19 protein-coding genes are annotated in these 18,678 nt (G+C 65.9%); 3 read left to right on the top strand and 16 right to left on the bottom strand.

Annotated elements, in window-relative coordinates; translation table 11 throughout:
- Positions 1 to 175: 175 nt before the first annotated feature.
- From ACZ5YA_RS31510 to ACZ5YA_RS31500, 3 genes are all read right to left on the bottom strand, one after another.
- Positions 176 to 1,105, bottom strand: coding sequence for an electron transfer flavoprotein subunit alpha/FixB family protein (locus ACZ5YA_RS31510; protein WP_054450918.1), 930 nt, complete (start codon positions 1,103 to 1,105; stop codon positions 176 to 178).
- Between the two features lie 2 nt (positions 1,106 to 1,107).
- The gene (locus ACZ5YA_RS31505) at positions 1,108 to 1,857 is read right to left on the bottom strand and encodes an electron transfer flavoprotein subunit beta/FixA family protein (protein ID WP_013392406.1); all 750 of its coding nucleotides are present in this window, start codon (positions 1,855 to 1,857) and stop codon (positions 1,108 to 1,110) included.
- Between the two features lie 71 nt (positions 1,858 to 1,928).
- A complete protein-coding gene (locus tag ACZ5YA_RS31500; RefSeq protein ID WP_187524001.1) occupies positions 1,929 to 2,852 on the bottom strand; it encodes a histone deacetylase family protein in 924 nt (307 codons plus the stop codon).
- Between the two features lie 10 nt (positions 2,853 to 2,862).
- Here ACZ5YA_RS31500 and mltB point away from each other — a divergent pair, with 10 nt between their 5' ends.
- A complete protein-coding gene (mltB, locus tag ACZ5YA_RS31495) occupies positions 2,863 to 4,017 on the top strand; it encodes a lytic murein transglycosylase B (RefSeq protein ID WP_059379325.1) in 1,155 nt (384 codons plus the stop codon).
- Between the two features lie 38 nt (positions 4,018 to 4,055).
- Here the strand turns inward: mltB and ACZ5YA_RS31490 are convergent, their stop codons facing one another.
- Positions 4,056 to 5,105: a cyclase family protein gene (locus ACZ5YA_RS31490; protein ID WP_118933406.1), complete on the bottom strand. Its 1,050-nt coding sequence runs from the start codon at positions 5,103 to 5,105 to the stop codon at positions 4,056 to 4,058.
- 67 nt (positions 5,106 to 5,172) lie between these two features.
- Here ACZ5YA_RS31490 and ACZ5YA_RS31485 point away from each other — a divergent pair, with 67 nt between their 5' ends.
- Both ACZ5YA_RS31485 and ACZ5YA_RS31480 read left to right on the top strand, forming a co-directional pair.
- Positions 5,173 to 5,949: an IclR family transcriptional regulator gene (locus tag ACZ5YA_RS31485; RefSeq protein WP_059379327.1), complete on the top strand. Its 777-nt coding sequence runs from the start codon at positions 5,173 to 5,175 to the stop codon at positions 5,947 to 5,949.
- On the top strand, positions 5,946 to 6,926 hold the full coding sequence (locus tag ACZ5YA_RS31480; RefSeq protein WP_118933407.1) for a Bug family tripartite tricarboxylate transporter substrate binding protein: 981 nt from the start codon (positions 5,946 to 5,948) through the stop codon (positions 6,924 to 6,926). The genes ACZ5YA_RS31485 and ACZ5YA_RS31480 overlap by 4 nt, the downstream gene beginning before the upstream one ends.
- 104 nt (positions 6,927 to 7,030) lie before the next feature.
- Here ACZ5YA_RS31480 and cysM read toward each other — a convergent pair whose 3' ends face one another.
- The 12 genes from cysM to hisC all read right to left on the bottom strand — a co-directional run bounded on the left by cysM (position 7,031) and on the right by hisC (position 18,667).
- On the bottom strand, positions 7,031 to 7,939 hold the full coding sequence (gene cysM, locus ACZ5YA_RS31475; RefSeq protein ID WP_059379329.1) for a cysteine synthase CysM: 909 nt from the start codon (positions 7,937 to 7,939) through the stop codon (positions 7,031 to 7,033).
- Positions 7,940 to 8,023: 84 nt separating this feature from the next.
- Positions 8,024 to 8,518, bottom strand: coding sequence for a ComEA family DNA-binding protein (locus ACZ5YA_RS31470; protein ID WP_464091698.1), 495 nt, complete (start codon positions 8,516 to 8,518; stop codon positions 8,024 to 8,026).
- 173 nt (positions 8,519 to 8,691) lie between these two features.
- On the bottom strand, positions 8,692 to 9,681 hold the full coding sequence (gene rfaD / locus ACZ5YA_RS31465; protein ID WP_118933408.1) for an ADP-glyceromanno-heptose 6-epimerase: 990 nt from the start codon (positions 9,679 to 9,681) through the stop codon (positions 8,692 to 8,694).
- On the bottom strand, positions 9,678 to 10,619 hold the full coding sequence (gene rfaE1 / locus ACZ5YA_RS31460; protein ID WP_118933409.1) for a D-glycero-beta-D-manno-heptose-7-phosphate kinase: 942 nt from the start codon (positions 10,617 to 10,619) through the stop codon (positions 9,678 to 9,680). The genes rfaD and rfaE1 overlap by 4 nt, the downstream gene beginning before the upstream one ends.
- Positions 10,616 to 11,830, bottom strand: a complete 1,215-nt coding sequence (gene lapB / locus ACZ5YA_RS31455) for a lipopolysaccharide assembly protein LapB (protein WP_059379332.1) — start codon at positions 11,828 to 11,830, stop codon at positions 10,616 to 10,618. Before lapB ends, rfaE1 begins: the two co-directional genes overlap by 4 nt.
- 58 nt (positions 11,831 to 11,888) lie before the next feature.
- Positions 11,889 to 12,203, bottom strand: coding sequence for a LapA family protein (locus ACZ5YA_RS31450; protein WP_013392395.1), 315 nt, complete (start codon positions 12,201 to 12,203; stop codon positions 11,889 to 11,891).
- 139 nt (positions 12,204 to 12,342) lie between these two features.
- Positions 12,343 to 12,702, bottom strand: a complete 360-nt coding sequence (locus ACZ5YA_RS31445) for an integration host factor subunit beta (protein WP_013392394.1) — start codon at positions 12,700 to 12,702, stop codon at positions 12,343 to 12,345.
- Between the two features lie 3 nt (positions 12,703 to 12,705).
- The gene (gene rpsA, locus ACZ5YA_RS31440) at positions 12,706 to 14,418 is read right to left on the bottom strand and encodes a 30S ribosomal protein S1 (protein ID WP_026382780.1); all 1,713 of its coding nucleotides are present in this window, start codon (positions 14,416 to 14,418) and stop codon (positions 12,706 to 12,708) included.
- A gap of 197 nt (positions 14,419 to 14,615) precedes the next feature.
- A complete protein-coding gene (gene cmk / locus ACZ5YA_RS31435) occupies positions 14,616 to 15,305 on the bottom strand; it encodes a (d)CMP kinase (protein ID WP_054450894.1) in 690 nt (229 codons plus the stop codon).
- A 13-nt stretch (positions 15,306 to 15,318) separates the two neighbouring features.
- Entirely contained in the window at positions 15,319 to 16,641 is a 1,323-nt protein-coding gene (aroA, locus tag ACZ5YA_RS31430; RefSeq protein WP_464091697.1) for a 3-phosphoshikimate 1-carboxyvinyltransferase, read from the bottom strand.
- 5 nt (positions 16,642 to 16,646) lie between these two features.
- On the bottom strand, positions 16,647 to 17,549 hold the full coding sequence (locus tag ACZ5YA_RS31425) for a prephenate dehydrogenase (RefSeq protein WP_306633603.1): 903 nt from the start codon (positions 17,547 to 17,549) through the stop codon (positions 16,647 to 16,649).
- A complete protein-coding gene (gene hisC / locus ACZ5YA_RS31420) occupies positions 17,546 to 18,667 on the bottom strand; it encodes a histidinol-phosphate transaminase (protein WP_059375308.1) in 1,122 nt (373 codons plus the stop codon). The genes ACZ5YA_RS31425 and hisC overlap by 4 nt, the downstream gene beginning before the upstream one ends.
- Positions 18,668 to 18,678: the final 11 nt, after the last annotated feature.

The following is an 18,678-nucleotide window of genomic DNA, read 5'->3' as shown; positions in this document are numbered from 1 at the left end:
CAGGTCAAGCACTTGCGCGTATCTAGCTGCGCGCGGAACACATTATCAGAATCTTTCGAGAAATCAAAAGATTTGGAACACTGAAATCACAAGATGTGTAGTCCTCGCGTCGAAAAATAAAAAAGCCCGCCAGCGCAAAGCTGGCGGGCCCTTCAAATACAACAGCGCGTAAGGCTTACAGCGCGCCGGTCAGTTCGGGCACGACCTGGAACAGATCGCCCACCAGGCCATAATCGGCCACGCCGAAGATCGGCGCTTCCGGATCCTTGTTGATGGCCACGATGACCTTCGAATCCTTCATGCCGGCCAAGTGCTGGATGGCACCCGAGATACCAACCGCCACATACAGCTGCGGCGCGACGATCTTGCCGGTCTGACCGACTTGCCAGTCGTTAGGCGCGTAGCCGGCGTCGACCGCGGCGCGCGAGGCGCCCAGCGCCGCGCCCAGCTTGTCGGCCAGCGGATCCAGGATCTTGAAGTTCTCGGCGCTGCCCAGGCCGCGGCCGCCGGAGACGACGACGCGCGCGCCAGCCAGTTCCGGACGGTCGCTCTTGGCGACTTCGCGGCCCACGAAAGTGGACAGGCCCGAATCGGCCACGGCGGCGACTTCTTCCACCGCACCCGAACCGCCCTGCGCGGCCACGGCGTCAAAGCCGGTGGTGCGCACGGTGATGACCTTGACGGCGTCGGCCGACTGCACGGTGGCAATGGCGTTGCCGGCGTAGATCGGGCGCTGGAAGGTATCGGCCGATTCCACGCCGATGATGTCGGAGATCTGCGCCACGTCCAGCTTGGCGGCCACGCGCGGGGCCACGTTCTTGCCCGAGGCGGTCGCGGGGAACAGGATGTGGCTGTAGCCCGAGGCCACGGCCAGCACCTGGGCGGCGACGTTCTCGGCCAGGCCGTCGGCCAGTTGCGGCGCGTCGGCCAGCAGGACCTTGGCGACGCCCGCGGCGGCGGCGGCCTGGTCGGCCACGGCGCGCGCGTTGGCGCCGGCGACCAGCACGTGCACGTCGCCTCCGATCTTGGCGGCGGCGGCGACGGCGTTCAGGGTTGCGCCCTTGAGCTGGGCGTTATCGTGTTCGGCAATAACCAGCGTCGTCATGTTCAGACCACCTTCGCTTCGTTCTTGAGTTTGTCCACCAGGGCCGCGACATCGGCCACCTTGATGCCGGCCTTGCGAGCGGGCGGCTCGCTGACCTTCAGCGTCTTCAGGCGCGGCGCGGCGTCCACACCCAGTTCTTCCGGCGTGACGGTGTCCAGCTGCTTCTTCTTGGCCTTCATGATGTTCGGCAGCGTGACATAGCGCGGCTCGTTCAGGCGCAGGTCGGTGGTGACGATGGCGGGCAGCTTCAACGTCAGCGTTTCCAGGCCGCCGTCGACTTCACGCGTGACCGTGACCTTGCCGTCGGCCAGCTCGACCTTGCTGGCGAACGTGGCTTGCGGCCAGTCCAGCAGCGCGGCCAGCATCTGGCCGGTCTGGTTGGCATCGTCGTCGATGGCTTGCTTGCCCAGGATCACCAGCTGCGGCTGTTCCTTGTCGACCAGCGCCTTCAGCAGCTTGGCCACGGCCAGCGGCTGCAGTTCGGCATCGGTCTGGACCAGCACGCCGCGGTCGGCGCCGATGGCCATGGCCGTGCGCAGCGTTTCCTGGCATTGCGCAACGCCGCAAGAAACCGCCACGACTTCAGCCACGGCGCCCTTTTCCTTCAGGCGGGTCGCTTCTTCGACGGCGATTTCGTCAAAGGGGTTCATGGACATCTTCACATTGGCGATATCCACGCCGGTTTGATCAGACTTGACGCGCACCTTGACGTTGTAGTCAACGACGCGTTTGACAGGTACCAAAACCTTCATCCCGCTGCCTCCAAATGGAAAATAATTACCCGGCATGCGCCGGGATCGCATTGCACAATTTTTTCTCGATTCTACAGCTTCGCCAGCGCTCGTATATGGGCGACCACGCTGCGGCCCAGGGCGGACAAGTTGTAACCGCCTTCCAGCGTGCTGACGATGCGCCCCTGGCAGTGGCGCTCGGCCACCTCCACGAGCTGTTCTGTTATCCAGGCGTAATCGGCCTCGACCAGGCCCATCTGGCCCATGTCGTCCTCGCGGTGCGCGTCGAAACCGGCCGATACCAGGATCAGCTCGGGCCGGTGCGCTTCCAGCGCCGGCAGCCAGGTATCGGTGACGATGGCCCTGACCGCGGCCCCGCCGGTATACGCGGCCACGGGCACGTTCAACATGTTCGAAGCGGGATTCTCGGCGCCGCTATTGGGAAAGAACGGGTGCTGGAAGAAGCTGCACATCAGCACGCGGTCGTTGCCGGCGAAGATGTCTTCGGTGCCGTTGCCGTGGTGCACGTCGAAATCGACGATGGCGACCCGCGACAGGCCGTGGAAGTCCAGCGCATGCTGCGCCGCAATAGCGACGTTGTTCAGAAAGCAGAATCCCATGGCCTGGGAACGGCAGGCGTGATGCCCGGGGGGCCGCACCGCGCAGAAGGCCGTGCGGGCCTCTCCGCCCATCACCGCGTCCACCGCGGCCACCCCTGCCCCAGCCGCGTACAGCGCGGCTTCGTAGGTGTGGGGGTTCATCAGCGTATCCGGATCGATAGGGAAATACCCTTGCTCCGGCGTATGTTCGCGCAAACTGTTCAGATACTGGACAGTGTGCACCCGCAATATGTCATGGCGGGATGCCTGCGGCGCCTGGCGGTCGTCCAGGTAAGGCATCAAGCCGCTGGCCAGCAACTGGTCTGAAATGGCGTCCAGCCTCTGGGGGCTTTCGGGATGCCAACTGCCCATTTCATGCAGGCGGCATGCCGGGTGGGTAAGATACATGGTCTCCATAAGGAAGATTATGTTCATCTGTCGGCGATTACTGCAACTCGGAACGCTCTCCGCCCTGCTGGCGGGCTGCTCCACCACCGCCCCCTCTGCACCCAACACCGTCGCCGGCCAGCCGGCTGCCGAATCAACCCCGGCCCCCATCCGCATCGGACCCAGTGCGCCGACACCTGGATCCGAACTGGCGGACGACGCTCCCGCCGCGCTGGCCGCCAATGGCACGTTGCGGCCTGAAGTCCGCACTTTCGTGGAAAACCTGGCCACCGAGCGCCAGCTGCCGCTGGACCCCATGGTCGCCGCGCTGGCCGGGTCGCGCTACAACGCCACCGTCGCGCGCCTGATCGCGCCGTCGCCCCCGGGCAAAAAGATCTGGCGCAGCTGGCTGACCTACCGCTCGCGCTTTGTCGAACCCAAGCGCATCGGCTGGGGCGTGGAGTTCTACAACGAGAACCGCGACCTGCTCAATCAGGCGGCGCAGCGCTTCGGCGTGCCGGCGCCGGTGATCGCATCCATCATCGGCGTGGAAACGCTGTACGGCCGCAATATGGGCAATTTCCGCGTGCTGGATGCGCTGACCACGCTGGCCTTCGACTATCCGGACCCCGCCAAACCCGAACGCGCCACCATGTTCCGCGGCCAACTCGCCGACTTCCTGACCCTGGTCATGAAAGACAAGCTGGACCTGGAAACCCGCGGCTCGTACGCGGGCGCCATCGGCATGCCCCAGTTCATGCCCACCAGCGTCATGCATTACGCGGTGGACGGCGACGACAACGGCCACATCGACCTGAGCAACAACACCCGCGACGCCATCATGTCCGTGGGCAGCTTCCTGTCGCAGCACGGCTGGCAGCGCGGCCTGCCGGTGTTCGCTCCGGTGGTGCTGCCCGCGGATCCCGCCCCCCTGGTCGACGGCGGACTGGAACCCAAGCAAAGCTGGGGCACGCTCACCGCGGCCGGCGCCCGCCTGCAGCCTGGCGCATCGGCCGCGGGCTGGGGCAGCCAGCCGCTGGGCGTGGTCGACTTGGTCGAGGAAGCCCGGGGCACGGCGCAATACCGCGTCGGCACGCCCAACTTCTTCGCGCTCACCAAGTACAACCGCAGCTACTTCTACGCGACCTCCGTGGCGGATCTGGCAAGCGAGATCGAAGCGCGCGTGGGCCGCTGACGGCCCTGGGACCGCGGCGCCAAGCGCCGCGGTCTGCTTTACACCGTCGCGACGGGCGTCACGGGCGAACCCACGGCGCCAGGCAGGTTCAGCGGCGGCGCCGTCAGCAGGAAGCGGCTGCGGCCGTTGGCCGTGAGCCAGCGCGCAAGCGCCCCCAGGTACCACATCTCGCCTATCGGCAGGCCCAGCTTGAAGATGCAGTGGTGGTGCAAGGGCAACGCCGCGCAGCAGGCATTGGGCTTCTGCGTGGGATAGATTTCCAGCGCGTGGTTGTCCGAAGCCATGGCCGCCACCTTCGAGTCGGTGATCCACTGCAGCAGCTTCTCGTCGCTGCCGTCCAGGCCGGCGCAGATCTCGTGCAACGTATGGGGATCCGGCTCGCGGTTCTTTTCCAGCAGGGCGTCGCCGAATTCCGTATGGAACAGCACGATATCGCCCTGCTCGATCTCGATCCGGTCTGCTTCCAGGATGCGCATCAGATCGTCGTAGCCGACCGACTTCTGCTCCCGGCCGTAATGGCGCGCCAGGTCAACCATCACGCCCCGAGTCTGAAGGCAGGATTCGGCCAGTTGGGTGATGTCCAGCTTCTTGGCGTTGGAGGCCGGCCCCTGACCCAGGTCGGTCTTGGCGTAGCCATTGTCCACGTCGTAGTCCACCGGCCCCACCACGTGCTCATTGGGCCGGTAGCCGTTGTAGTAGACGCGCTCGGGCAGGCCGTCGCCGTTGGCGTCGAACAGTGCGCCCACGTGAGCCAGCGAATCCCATTGCGTCGAATACTGCAAGCTCATTTCGACGATGTCATCGCTGAGCACGTCGACGCAGCCGGGGCGCAGGCGCCCCAGCGGAAAATTCAGATACTGGTCGCCGTCCCTCTCGGTAGGCCGCAGCTTGGGCGGATGACGCCGCACGTTCACGCCGTTGCCGCCCGGGTAATCCAGCGGCAGCGACAGGCAAAAGCTCAGTCCTTCGCGGACTTCCCGCATGCCGCTCAGCACGTTCGCGGGGGTGATGTAATTCAGGCAGCCTCGCTGGTCGTCAGGCCCGAAATCTCCCCAGTTCGATCCCTCAGGACGGTTCTTCCATCTCATGCGTTGCAACTCCTGGTCGATTGAATGCTGTTTGACAAAAATTTATCACGTATAGGATACTAACATCATGGATGTGAAAACCGCTGGCCGAGTGCTGGATGTGCTGAACCTCTTCGCCGAGGCGCAGAAGCCCCTGCTGTACAGCGAGATCGCTGCCCAGATGGGGATACCGCTGTCGAGCTGTCATGGGCTGCTGAAGACCATGGTGGCGCGCGGCTATCTCTATGAAATCGGCAAGAAGCACGGCTATTACCCGACCCAGAAACTGATCCACGTGGCCACCCTGATCTGCCATAGCGACCCGCTGAACGCGGTGATCGAGCCGGTGCTGGCCCGGGTGCGGGACCTGACGGGCGAGACGGCCTTGCTGGCCAAGCTGGCCGACGACAAGGTCGTGTACCTGATCGTTGCCGAGTCCAAGCAGACCATCCGCTTCTCGCACCAGCCGGGCGGCTTCAAGGCGGTGCACGCCACCAGCTCCGGCAAGGCGCTGCTATCGGTGCTGTCGCAGGAAGAACGGCAGAAATGGTTCAAGGCCTACAGCGGTTTTGCCGCCTATACGGACAGCACGCTCACCAGCCAGGAGGCCTTCGACCGCGACCTGGAAGCGGGCGTGGCGCGCGGCTGGCAGCGCTCGGTGGGCGAGAACGTGGAAGACGTGATGTCCATTTCGCTCGGATTCCGGGCATACGAACAACCCTTTGCCATCGTGGTGGCCGGCCCGCTGAGCCGGATGCTGAAGAACGAAGCCACCACGGGGAAACAGCTGGCCGAGGTCAAGGCGATGCTGCAAGCAGCGCTGCCCTCGGCCAATCTCACCTTTGTAGGAGTAGACAGTAGATGAACAAACGCACCTTCCTCGCCGCGGCCTGCTCGGCCATCGCCACGGCGGCCTTGCCGGCAGCGACCGCCTATGCTCAGGCGGACTATCCGGACAAGCCCATCCGCGTGATCATGCCTTGGGCGGCAGGAGGACCGACGGACGTGGTCGGCCGCCTGATCGCGGTCCAGATGGGCGAGATCCTGGGTCAGCCGCTGGTGATCGAAACCCGCGCCGGGGCCAGCGGCACCATAGGCACGGCCCAGGTCGCCAAGGCGCCGGCCGACGGCTACACCTTGCTGATGAACCCGTCGGTGCAGGGCATCTATCCGGCTCAATTCAAGAATCTGAGCTTCGACCCGATCAAGGACTTCAAGATGGTGGGCGTGCTGGGCACGGTGCCGATGGTGGCCGTCGTCCCGCCCAACTCCAAGTTCAAGACCTTCGGCGAACTGATCAAGCAGGGCCAGGCCCAGCCCGGCTCGCTGACCTTCGCCTCCCCCGGCGTCGCCACCTTGCCGCACCTGGCGGGCGAGCTGATCAATACCTCCACCAAGGCCAAGATCACCCACGTCGGCTACCGCGGCAGCAGCCCGGCCCTGACCGACGTCGCGGGCGGCCATGTGGACCTGATGTACGCGCCGCTGGCGCCGGCCTTGCCGCTGATCCAGAGCGGCAAGATCCGCCCGATCGCCGTGACGACCAAGACCCGCCTGGCCGAACTGCCCGACGTGCCGACCATCGCGGAAAGCGTCCTGCCCGGTTTCGACATCGTCACCTGGTACGGCATGTGGGCCCCGAAAGATACGCCGCAGCCCATCATCGCCAAGCTGAACAAGGTCATGATCGAAGCCTCGCAATCGCCCAAGGTGGTTGAAGCGCTGAAGTCGCAAGGCACCCTGCCCAGCACCATGAGCTACCAGGAAGCCGAAGCCTTCAACCTCGCGGAAAGCGAGCGTTGGATCAAGGTGATGCAGGACGCCGGCATCCAGCCCGAATAAGCGCGCAAGAAACGAGGGCGCCCGGCGCGCCCGTCCAATGAAAAACCGCCATGCCCGGCAAACCCGGCATGGCGGTTTTATTCTGCCCGAAGGCGATCAGGCGTTCAGTTGAAGACGCCCGTGGACAGATAGCGGTCGCCGCGGTCGCATACGATGAACACGATGGTGGCGTCGTTGACGCGTTCGGCCACGCGCAGGGCGGCGATCAGCGCGCCCGCCGAGGAAATTCCACCGAAGATGCCCTCTTCCGCCGCCAGCCGGCGCGCCATCTGTTCGGCCTCGGCCTGTTCGATGGATTCGTAGGCGTCCACCCGGCTGCGATCGAAGATCTTGGGCAGGTAGGCTTCGGGCCACTTGCGGATGCCCGGGATCGACGATCCTTCGGCGGGCTGCGCGCCCACCACCTGCACCGCGGGATTGCGCGATTTCAGGTAGGTCGACACGCCCATGATGGTGCCGGTGGTGCCCATGGCGCTCACGAAGTGGGTGACGCGGCCTTCAGTCTGGTTCCAGATTTCCGGCCCGGTGGTTTCGATATGGGCGCGGGGATTGTCGGGGTTGGCGAACTGGTCCAGCACCAGCCCGCGGCCGTCCGCCTGCATGGCGGATGCCAGGTCGCGGGCATATTCCATGCCGCCCTTGTCCGCCGGCGTCAGGATCAGCTCGGCGCCATAGGCCGTCATGGCCGCGCGGCGCTCCACCGAAAGATTGTCCGGCATGATCAGGATCATGCGGTAGCCGCGCATGGCGGCGGCCATGGCCAGCGCAATGCCGGTATTGCCGCTGGTCGCCTCGATGAGGGTGTCGCCCGGCTTGATGTCGCCGCGCTCTTCCGCGCGAGCGATCATCGACAGGGCCGGACGGTCCTTCACGGAGCCGGCAGGGTTGTTGCCCTCCAGCTTGGCCAGGATGACATTGCCCCGGGCGGCGCCCGCGGCCCCGGGAATGCGCTGCAGGCGCACCAGCGGCGTGTTGCCGACGGTTTGCTCGATAGTGGGATAGGTAGTAGTCATGCGGACGATGATAACCCCGCCTGGCGGCGCGCGCCGCCAAAAGCCGCGCTCCCGCCAGGGCTAACGGCGCAGGCCGCTACGCGCTCAGGGCCGGGCGCGGGCGGCGGGCTGGGACGCCGCCGGTTTCGCTTCGGATTTGGCTTCGGCCTTGCCCGCAACCGGCTTGCCCTGCGCCGGCTTGGCTGCCGTCTCGCCCTGCCCGGCCTGAGGGCCCGCCCCTCCCACCTGCAGGCCTGCCTCTTGCAGGGCCTGCGCCTTCTTCGGGCCGATGCCGCGCACTCGTTCAGCCAGGTCGTTCAAGGATTCGAACTTGCCGCCCCGCTCGCGTTCCTTGATGATTATTTCCGCCATGCGCGGGCCGATGCCCCGGACACCTTCGAGCTGCTGGGCATTGGCCTGATTGAGGTCCACCGCGTGCGCCAGCGGCGCGGCCAGGCCCAGGCCCGCCGTTACCAGCAGCGCGCCCAAGGCCTGCCGCAAAGGCCGCGGCCGGGCGCCGGAAGCAAGGGCGGCGCGCGCCCTGCGCCATCTGGCAAAGGGCGCCGGGCGGGCGGCGGCGGATTGAAGGAATGGATTCATGGATGATCTCCCTGGAGTCTGGCGCAACGGCTGTCACGCACGCTCAGATCATGCGGGCGGCGCGCTCTGTCACGGAGGCCCTGTGAATGGAAACATCCGCCCCGGCAAACCGCCAGACGAAAAAAAGCCACCGCGGACGGTGGCTTTCTTCCATGCACGGCGCCTGCGCAGACTTACTTGCGGGCGCGCCAATAACGCACGTACTCGGTAACGCCGGTCCGCACATCGCGCATCGGCGCCTGGAACCCTGCCGCGCGCAGGCGCGTGACGTCGGCCTGCGTGTAGCTCTGATAGCGCCCTTTCAGGTCGTCCGGGAACGGGATATAGCGGATCAGATCCAGTTCCACCAGTTGCGCCAGCGTCAGCTCGGCTTCGCCGCGCTCCGCGCGCAGCGCATTGACCACGCCGGCCGCCACATCGTTGAAGGGCTGCGCGCGGCCGGTGCCGCAGTTGAAGATTCCGGATTGCTCGGGGTGATCCAGGAAATGCAGGTTGACCGCGACCACGTCTTCGACGGAAATGAAGTCGCGGCTCTGGCCGCCATCCACGTAGCCGTCCCAGCCCGCGAACAGGCGCACATGCCCATGCTCCAGGAACTGGTTCATGTTGTGGAACGCCACCGAGGCCATGCGGCCCTTGTGCTGTTCGTGCGGGCCGTAGACGTTGAAGTAGCGCAGGCCCACGACCTGCGCGGTCAGGCTGTCCATGCGCTGGCGCAGGACCTGATCGAACAGCAGCTTGGAATAGCCGTAGACGTTGAGCGGGCCTTCATTGGCAGGGTCTTCCACGTAGATCGAGGAACCGCCGTAGACCGCCGCCGACGAGGCGTACAGGAACGGAATGCGGCGCTCCTGGCAGAACTCGAACAGCTCCAGCGTGACGCGGTAGTTGTTGTCGAGCATGTAGCGGCCGTTGCGCTCGGTCGTGTCCGAGCACGCGCCCTGGTGCAGCACGGCGCGCACTTCGTGCAGGCTGCCGTCGAGGACGCGGCGGCGGAAGTCGTCCTTGTCCATGTAGTCCGCGATCTGGCAATCGACCAGGTTGACGAACTTGTCGCCTTCGGTCAGGTCATCGACCGCGATGATGTCCTTGATGCCGCGGCGGTTGAGCCCGCGCACCAGGTTGCTGCCTATGAAGCCCGCGGCTCCGGTAACGACGATCATGAGAGTTCTCCTGCCAATTCCGCAGCGGTGACGATGGACGTGCCGAGCTTGCCCACGGCGATGCCGCCGGCCTTGTTGGCCCAGCCCATCGCGTCGACCCACGGCAGATCGATGGCGCGCGACACGGCCAGCGTCGCCAGCACGGTATCGCCCGCGCCGGACACGTCGAAGACTTCGTGCGCCTGCGCGTCGATGTGGTCGCGTCCCGCGTCGGTAAACAAAGTCATGCCCTGCTCGGAACGCGTCACGAGCAAGGCTTCCAGATCCAGGTCGGCGCGCAGGCGCTGCGCGCGATCGGTAAGTTCGGCCTCGGAACTCCAGCGGCCCACGGCCTCCTGCATTTCCGAGCGGTTGGGGGTGACGAGCGTCGCCCCGCGGTAACGGGTGTAATCGTGGCCCTTCGGGTCCACCAGCACCGGCACGCCGGCGTTGCGGGCCAGGGCGATCAGCGATTCGACCCGCGCCAGCACGCCCTTGGCATAGTCGGACAACACGACGATGTCGTGGTTCGCCAGGTGGCGCGCGAATGCGGCATCGACGTTATCCAGCGCGGGCTGTGCCGGATGCTGTTCGAAGTCCACGCGCAGGAGCTGCTGCTGGCGGCCCAGCACGCGCATCTTCAAGGTCGTGTGCAGGGACGGATCGGCGACCAGCTCGGCCTGTATCCCGGCTTCGGCGGACAAACGCCGCACGCTGTCGCCGGCCTCGTCTTCGCCCAGCACGCCGACCAAGGTCACGTGGCCGCCCAGGGCCGCCACGTTGCGCGCGACGTTCGCCGCGCCGCCCAGGCGGTCTTCGCGGCGCGCCACGCGCACCACGGGCACCGGCGCTTCCGGCGAAATGCGTTCGACTTCGCCGAACCAGTACCGGTCCAGCATCACATCGCCCACCACTAGGACGCGGCTATGCGAAATGGCTTCGGCGGGAAATGCATTCATTCAAGTTCTTCCAAGCGGCGCGGCGCGTAGGTTTCCCAGGCATTGCAGCCGGGACATTGCCAGTAAAAGCGACGCGCCTGAAATCCGCAACTGCGGCAGGCGTAGCGGTCCAGCCGCTGCGTATGCTTGTGTATCAAGCTGCGCAACAGCGTCAGGTCGGCGCCCGGCACCGGCGCCTGCTCGGCGCCGCTTTCCGGATTGGCCAGCTCGGCCTCCAGCAGTCGGTCCAGCCCCAGCAGCGACGGATGGCTGCGCAGCGCGTTGCGGGCAAATGCCCATGACGTCGCCGCGCCCTGCTGGGCGCGCAGCTCGCGGAACAGCACGTTGAACAGGTCCAGCGACGCGTGGCGCGCATACTGCTTCTGCAGCACGTCGAGCCCGGCCGCTTCCTGATTGGCGGCGCGGTAGTTCGCCAGCACCTGCTCGGCGACCAGGCCGGCGTACTCGGGAGCGTCGGTCATGATCGACTCCAGGTACAGGCGTTCGCGCTTCGGGTCCTGTTCGATCAGGGCCAGACGGGCGCGCAGCATCGCGGTGCGCACCATGGCGCCCTTGCTCGACGCCGGATCGATGGTCGACAAGGCATGGTCGGCGGCATCCAGCGCCTTGTGGGCCGCGTCGATATCGGCAGGCTTGGCCGACAGCGCGGTCTGCGCCTGTTCGCAGTAATAGTGCACGAGCTGCGGCACCGGCTCGTCGACCAGGCCCTGCAGCGTCTTCACGGCTTCGATGGCGCGCGGCCAGTCGTGTTCCGATTCGTAGATCCGGATCAGCGAACGCAGCGCAGGCAAGGCGTAGCGAGTGTCCTTGAGCTGCTCGAAGCCGTTTTCGGCGCGATCCAGCATGCCGGCCTTGAGAAAATCCTGCGCCAGCTCGTGCTGCGCATGCTCGCGTTCGGCGGCGGGCAGGTCGGAACGGTTCAGGAGGCTTTGGTGCACGCGGATGGCGCGCTCCATTTCGCCCCGGCGGCGGAACAGGCTGCCCAGAGCGAAGTGCAGCTCGGTGGTTTCCGGGTCCAGCTTGGCCACTTCGACGAAGGCGTCGATGGCGCGGTCCGGCTCTTCATTGAGCAGGAAGTTCAGCCCGCGGAAATAGGAATCGGGCAGGCTGCGGGTTTCCCGCAGCATTTGCCGGATATCGAAGCGCGCGGCCAGCCAGCCCAGCGCGAACAATACCGGCACGAAAATCAACCACCAAGGTTCAAAATCCACTATGCGGGCTCTTGCGGTAATTCAGTGCGGAAAGGGATTCAGTGCTGGCGCAACGGCATCACAGCGGCGACATCGGGGCCACGGCCTCCGGCGGCACGGCGGGCGTGGTGCCGGCCACGGCGGCCTGGACACGGTCCAGCTCGCGGCGCAGGCGCATGGCTTCGCGGCGGCGGCGCATGGCGGCGGGCACGGTCAGCAACAGGCCGAACAAGGCGCCCAAGACGAACACGACCAGCATCACGACGATGAGGGGCACGTCCTGCACCACGTAATCGGCGTAGAACTTCACGGCGACCGGATCCGTGTTTTTCAACGCAAACATCAGAACTGCAACAAACACGAGCAATCGCAGGGCCCAGACTAGGTAGCGCATGGCGCATGCTCCAAAGAATTCAAGACTATCAATTGTAAGCGACGGATCCCTCCTGGCGCCAAAAAACAAAGCCCCTTGATTGCTCAAGGGGCTAGGTTCTCGGTCCGATCCGCCCGAAGGCGGCCTTACTGCCGTGCCGTCAATGCATGGCGTGCAGACTCACCATCGACGGCATCGGTTCACTCGATCCAGAGGATTGAGCGTCCTCGTCATTGCCGCCGGCCAAGTCCACCCGCTCGCGCAATTCCTTGCCCGCCTTGAAGTGCGGCACCTGTTTGCCAGGCACCAGCACCTGTTCGCCGGATTTCGGATTGCGACCGATGCGGGGAGACCGCTGCGACAACGAGAAGCTGCCAAAACCGCGGATCTCGATGCGCTGACCCGAGGCCAGGGCCTGGGTCATTGCGTCGAGCACGGTCTTGACCGCGTAATCGGTGTCGCGGGCGGCCAGCTGAGGATAGCGGGCCGCCAAGGCGGCGATCAGCTCCGACTTGGTCACGAATTAACCGTCGTTGCGCTGTTGGTCCAGCTTGGCCTTCAGCAGCGCGCCGAGGTTGGTGGTGCCGGACGAAGCGCTGGCGTCGGACATGCGCTGGATCGTTTCGGCGGTTTCGGCGTTGTCGCGGGCCTTGATCGACAGCTGGATCGAACGCGTCTTGCGGTCGATGTTGACGATCATGGCTTCGATGTTCTCGCCGGCGGTCAGAACGGTGGTGGCGTCTTCAACGCGGCCCGAGGAGATCTCGGAAGCGCGCAGGTAGCCTTCAACGTCCACGGACAGCGTGACAACAGCGCCCTTGGCTTCGACCGACTTGATGGTGCCCGGAACAACGGCGCCCTTGTCGAAGGTGGCAACGAAGTTGTTGAAGGGGTCGCCTTCCAGCTGCTTGATGCCCAGCGAGATGCGTTCCTTGTCGGTATCGATGCCCAGAACCACGGCTTCGATCTCGTCGCCCTTCTTGAAGTTGCGCACGGCTTCTTCGCCGGTTTCCGTCCACGACAGGTCGGACAGGTGAACCAGGCCATCGATGCCGCCGGGCAGACCGACGAACACGCCGAAGTCGGTGATCGACTTGATGGCGCCGCGGACCTTGTCACCACGCTTGAAGTTGGTGGCGAACTCTTCCCACGGGTTCTGGCGGCACTGCTTCATGCCCAGCGAAATGCGACGACGGTCTTCGTCGATTTCCAGGACCATGACTTCGACTTCTTCGCCCAGGGTCACGACCTTGCGCGGATCGACGTTCTTGTTGGTCCAGTCCATTTCGGAGACGTGCACCAGGCCTTCGATGCCGGCTTCGACTTCAACGAACGCGCCGTAGTCGGTCAGGTTGGTGACCTTGCCGAACAGGCGGGTGCCTTGCGGGTAGCGGCGAGCCAGGCCCACCCACGGATCTTCGCCCAGCTGCTTGACGCCCAGGGAGACGCGGCTCTTTTCCTGGTCGAACTTGAGCACCTTGGCTTCGACTTCCTGACCCACTTGCAGGACTTCGGAGGGGTGACGCACACGGCGCCAGGCCATGTCGGTGATGTGCAGCAGGCCGTCGATGCCGCCCAGGTCCACGAACGCGCCGTAGTCGGTGATGTTCTTGACCACGCCCTTGACCACAGCACCTTCGTGCAGGGTTTCGAGCAGCTTCTGGCGCTCTTCGCCCATGCTGGCTTCCAGCACCTGGCGACGCGACAGAACGACGTTGTTGCGCTTGCGGTCGAGCTTGATGACCTTGAATTCGAGGGTCTTGCCTTCGTACGGGGTGGTGTCCTTGACCGGACGCAGGTCCACCAGCGAACCCGGCAGGAACGCGCGGATGCCGTTGGTCATGACGGTCAGGCCGCCCTTCACCTTGCCGGTGATGGTGCCGGTAACCAGTTCGCCGTTTTCCAGGGCCTTTTCCAGTTGCAGCCAGGCCGACAGGCGCTTGGCGCGGTCACGCGACAGGATGGTGTCGCCGTAGCCGTTTTCCAGGGAATCGATGGCCACCGAGACGAAATCGCCAGGTTGCACTTCGAGCTCGCCCTGGTCGTTCAGGAACTCTTCCAGGGGGATCAGCGCTTCGGACTTCAGGCCGGCGTTGACGACGACGAAGTTGTGGTCGACGCGCACGACTTCGGCGCTGATGACCTCGCCGGACTTCATGTCCTGGCTCTTGAGGCTTTGTGCGAAAAGGTCGGCGAAGCTTTCGCCGCCGGTGGCGGTAGTGGAAACGGAAGACATGGGGTTGAAATCCATTGGGCCGAAATGGCCGTTAAAAACACACCGCAGCGGATTGCCCGCCACAGTGGAGTCAAAATGCCTGCTTGCCGGTTTACCCTTGCGGGGTGTCCCGTGGGGGCTGCGCCTGGCTTGAACAGGGCCGATAAAAAAAACAGAAAACTGCGGAGGATTCGAGGGGAAAGTCCGGGACCGGTACTTCAATCCGCGGCGGCGTTCTTCCAGAAATCCAGTATTGCCTGCACCGTTTCCGCAATCGTCAAATCAGACGAATCCAGTACGTGTGCATCCGCTGCGGGAGCCAAGGGAGCGGTAGTCCGCCCCATATCGCGGGCGTCCCGCTCGCGCATATCCCGTAGGAGGTCATCAAGATTAGCAGAAATTCCCTTTTCGATCAACTGCTTACAGCGCCTCTGCGCCCGCGCGACCACATCGGCGACCAGGAACACCTTCAGGGGCGCATCGGGAAACACCACCGTACCCATGTCGCGCCCGTCCGCAACCAGGCCCGGAGCCAGCCGGAAGGCGCGCTGGCGCTCGAGCAACGCCTGGCGCACGCCCGGGAAGGCGGCCACGCGCGAGGCGAAATTGCCGACTTCCTCGCGGCGGATGTCGTGGCCGACGTCCACGCCTTCGAGGTAGACATGAGGCCCCTCGAAACGCACGTCCAGGGTTTCAGCCACGCGCGCGACGGCGGGTTCGTCCTCGGGAGACAAGCCGCGATTGAGCGCCGCCAGCGCGGTCAGGCGATAGAGCGCGCCGCTGTCGAGCACGGCCCAGCCCAGGGCCTTGGCGACGCGGTGGGCCACCGTGCCCTTGCCGGACGCGGTGGGGCCGTCGATCGTGATGACGGGGACAGTGGAAGAAGTTGCAGGGGAAATCGAAGTCATGGGCGATTCTTCGCTAGGCCGCTACCAGGCCCGCGTAAACATCAAAGTAACCCGGGAAGGTCTTGCTGACGCAGCCCGGGTCGAGGATACGGACGGCCGCCGGCCCGAAAGCCGCCAGCGAGAAGCACATCGCCATGCGGTGGTCGTCCCAGGTGCCGATGTGCGCGTCGCGCCAGGCGTCCTGCGCCGGCGGCGTCACGCGCAGCCAATCCGGCCCCGACTCCACCCGCGCGCCCAGCTTTTCCAGCTCGGTCTGCATGGCGTGGATGCGGTCGGTTTCCTTGACGCGCCAGCTGCCGATGTTGCGCAGGCGGCACGGGCCATCGGCATACAGCGCCAGGGCCGCCGCGGTCATGGCGGCATCCGGGATCAGGTTGAAATCGGTGTCGAAGGCCTTCAGGCGTTCGCCCTGGGCGACGCGCGCGCCCGACACCTCGATCCAGTCGGGGCCGTAGGTCACGGTGGCGCCCATCTCGGCCAGCGTGTCGGCAAAGGCGACATCGCCCTGGATGCTGTCCGCGCCCACGCCGGTCACGCGCAGCGGCCCGCCGCCGATCGCGCCCAGCGCCAGGAAATAGGAGGCCGTCGAGGCGTCGCCTTCGACCGCGATCCGCCCGGGGCTGCGATAGGCGGCCCCGCCGTCGATGACGAAACGGCTCCAGCCGTCGCGCCGCACCTGCACGCCGAAGCGCGCCATCAGGTTCAGCGTGATCTCGATGTAGGGCTTTGAGATGAGCTCGCCCAGCACTTCGATCGTGACCGGCTTGCCGCTGCGGCCGGTTTGCAGCGGCGCGGCCATCAGCAAGGCGGTGAGGAACTGGCTAGACACAGAACCCTGCACCCGAGTGACAGCATCCGCCGCGATGTCGCCGCGGCCGATGTGCAGCGGCGGATAGCCAGGCTGGCCCAGGTAGTCGATGCTGGCGCCCAAACCCTTGAGCGCATCGACCAGATCGCCGATGGGACGCTCATGCATGCGCGGCACGCCCGACAGACGGTAGTCGCCGCCCATCAGCGCCAGCGCCGCGGTCAGCGGCCGGATCGCGGTGCCGGCATTGCCCATGAACAGGTCGGCGCTTTCCACCGGAAAGCGGCGCACGCCCTGCACCGTGACGCTGCCCGCTTCCAGTTCCGACACCTGCACGCCCAGCTGGCGCAAGGCGCCCAGCATGACGCGGGTGTCGTCGGAGTCCAGCAAACCGGTGATGACCGTGCTGCCCTCGGCGATGGCGGACAGCAGCAGCACGCGATTGGAAATGCTCTTGGAACCCGGCAGGGCAATCACGCCCCGCGCTTGCCGCACGCGCGGCAGATCGAGATAAGGCAAAGCGCCCATGTCAGCTACTCCTTGCGCCAGTTGCGGCGGGCGCGGGCCGCCGTATCCAGCAGCGTCAGCAAAGCCGCGCCATCGCCGTCGGCAATGGCGCGTTCGGCACGGTCCAGCACCGCGCGCACGTCGGCCAGTTCGGCCAGCATCGCATCGCGGTTGGACAGAAAAATATCGCGCCACATTTCGGGCGAACCCGCGGCGATACGCGTGAAGTCGCGAAAGCCGCTGCCTGCCAGCGCCAGGCGCGTGGCGGCGTCGGCGGCCTCGGCCACCTGTTCCATGTATACCGCCGACAGCAGATGCGGCAGATGGCTGACCGAGGCCAGCACCCGGTCATGGGCGTCGGCGTCCATGTCGATCACATCGGCTCCGCAAGCCTGCCACGCGCGGCGCACCAGCTCCAGGGACGACTCGCCGTTCTCGGCCAAGGGCGTCAGGATCACGGTGCGCTTACGGTACAGGCCGGCATCGGCCGCCTCGGGTCCGCTGCGTTCGGCGCCGGCGATGGGATGGCCAGGCACGAATTGCGCGACGCGATCGCCCAGCGCGACCCGCGCGGCCTCGACCACTTCGGCCTTGGTACTGCCCCCATCCGTCAGCACGGTATCGGAGCGCAGATGCGCACGCATGCGCGACAGCACGTCGCCCAACCCGCCCACTGGCGTCGCCAGCAGGATCAAATCGGCGCGCGCCGCGGCTTCCTCGGCCGAAGCAGCCTCGTCGATCAAGCCCAATTCAACGGCGCGGGCCAGCGATTGCGCGTTGCGCCCTACCCCCAGCACCCGGCCCACCTGCCCCGCCCGGCGCAAGGCCGCGGCGAAGGATCCGCCGATCAGGCCCACCCCTACGACGGCCAATACAGGAATCAGGGGGCCAGCGGCCCCCTGATCGGATTTCGGTGACGCGTCGTTCATGCGGACAGGATGGCGGTCAGGGCTTCGATGAACCGCTCGTTTTCCTGCGGCAGTCCGATGGACACCCGCAGCCACTCCGGCAAGCCGTCGCCGGCGACCGGGCGCACGATCACGCCGCGCTTGAGCAGTTCCAGGTTGATGCGCGGGGCGTCGCCCACATGCACCAGCACGAAGTTGCCGTAGCTGGGCACGTAGCGCAGCTTCAGGCGCTCGAACGCGGCGCAGAGCTGCGCCTTGCCCGCCTTGTTGGAGGCATAGGCCTCTTCCAGGTAGGCCGTATCGCGCAGCGCGGCGATGGCCGCGGCCTGCGCCAGCGTATTGACGTTGAAGGGCTGGCGCACGCGATTCAGCAGATCCGTCAGGGCGGGCTGCGCCACCGCGAAGCCCACGCGCAGACCCGCCAGGCCGTAGGCCTTGGAGAAGGTGCGCGACACGATCAGGTTGGGATAGCGGCGCACCAGCGCGGTGCTGTCGAAGCGGAACTCGGGATCGAGGTACTCGTTGTAGGCCTCGTCCAGCACCACCGTGACGCGATCGCCGTGGGCGGCGTGGACGCGCTCCAGGAAGGCCGCGATCTGGTCGCCCGGCACGAAGGTGCCGGTGGGGTTGTTCGGGTTGGCGATGAACAGCAGCCGCGTGTCGTCGGCGATGGCATCGAACATCGCATCCAGGTCATGGCCATAGTCCTTGGCCGGCACCACGATGTGGCGCGCGCCGCGCGCCTGGGTGGCCAGGCGGTAGACCGCGAACGAATGCTGCGCATAGACCGCCGACACGCCCGGCTCCAGCAGCGCCAGCGCCGCGATTTCCAGGATGTCGTTGGAGCCGTTGCCCAGCGTGACCCAGCTCATCGGCACGCCATAACGTTCAGCCAGCGCCGACTTCAGGTCGAAGCCGTTGGGATCGGGATAGCGCGCCAGCGACTCGGCCGCGGCCAGCATCGCCTCGCGCGCCGACTTGGGCATGCCCAGCGGGTTTTCATTGGACGCCAGCTTGACGATGCCGGCCGGGTCCAGCCCGAATTCGCGGGCCAGTTCTTCGATGGGCTTGCCCGCCTGGTAAGGCGCGATGGCGCTGACGTGCGCCGGAGCAACGAGGGGCTTGGATGCGGTGGTCATGTCGGAAGGGC

Source organism: Achromobacter sp. JCM 18799 (assembly GCF_055395645.1).
This window is presented reverse-complemented; position numbering and strand designations above follow the sequence as displayed.

Excerpts from the sequence above, each read along its gene's own strand:
- cysM (WP_059379329.1), bottom strand. The coding sequence starts at position 7,939 with ATGACTACTACCTATCCCACTATCGAGCAAACCGTCGGCAACACGCCG.
- cmk (WP_054450894.1), bottom strand. The coding sequence starts at position 15,305 with ATGACTTCGATTTCCCCTGCAACTTCTTCCACTGTCCCCGTCATCACG.
- ACZ5YA_RS31505 (WP_013392406.1), bottom strand. The coding sequence starts at position 1,857 with ATGAAGGTTTTGGTACCTGTCAAACGCGTCGTTGACTACAACGTCAAG.
- rfaE1 (WP_118933409.1), bottom strand. The coding sequence starts at position 10,619 with ATGAATGCATTTCCCGCCGAAGCCATTTCGCATAGCCGCGTCCTAGTG.
- ACZ5YA_RS31480 (WP_118933407.1), top strand. The coding sequence starts at position 5,946 with ATGAACAAACGCACCTTCCTCGCCGCGGCCTGCTCGGCCATCGCCACG.
- rfaD (WP_118933408.1), bottom strand. The coding sequence starts at position 9,681 with ATGATCGTCGTTACCGGAGCCGCGGGCTTCATAGGCAGCAACCTGGTG.
- ACZ5YA_RS31510 (WP_054450918.1), bottom strand. The coding sequence starts at position 1,105 with ATGACGACGCTGGTTATTGCCGAACACGATAACGCCCAGCTCAAGGGC.
- aroA (WP_464091697.1), bottom strand. The coding sequence starts at position 16,641 with ATGGGCGCTTTGCCTTATCTCGATCTGCCGCGCGTGCGGCAAGCGCGG.
- hisC (WP_059375308.1), bottom strand. The coding sequence starts at position 18,667 with ATGACCACCGCATCCAAGCCCCTCGTTGCTCCGGCGCACGTCAGCGCC.
- ACZ5YA_RS31490 (WP_118933406.1), bottom strand. The coding sequence starts at position 5,105 with ATGAGATGGAAGAACCGTCCTGAGGGATCGAACTGGGGAGATTTCGGG.
- ACZ5YA_RS31425 (WP_306633603.1), bottom strand. The coding sequence starts at position 17,549 with ATGAACGACGCGTCACCGAAATCCGATCAGGGGGCCGCTGGCCCCCTG.
- ACZ5YA_RS31470 (WP_464091698.1), bottom strand. The coding sequence starts at position 8,518 with ATGAATCCATTCCTTCAATCCGCCGCCGCCCGCCCGGCGCCCTTTGCC.
- ACZ5YA_RS31450 (WP_013392395.1), bottom strand. The coding sequence starts at position 12,203 with ATGCGCTACCTAGTCTGGGCCCTGCGATTGCTCGTGTTTGTTGCAGTT.
- ACZ5YA_RS31500 (WP_187524001.1), bottom strand. The coding sequence starts at position 2,852 with ATGGAGACCATGTATCTTACCCACCCGGCATGCCGCCTGCATGAAATG.
- rpsA (WP_026382780.1), bottom strand. The coding sequence starts at position 14,418 with ATGTCTTCCGTTTCCACTACCGCCACCGGCGGCGAAAGCTTCGCCGAC.
- mltB (WP_059379325.1), top strand. The coding sequence starts at position 2,863 with ATGTTCATCTGTCGGCGATTACTGCAACTCGGAACGCTCTCCGCCCTG.
- ACZ5YA_RS31485 (WP_059379327.1), top strand. The coding sequence starts at position 5,173 with ATGGATGTGAAAACCGCTGGCCGAGTGCTGGATGTGCTGAACCTCTTC.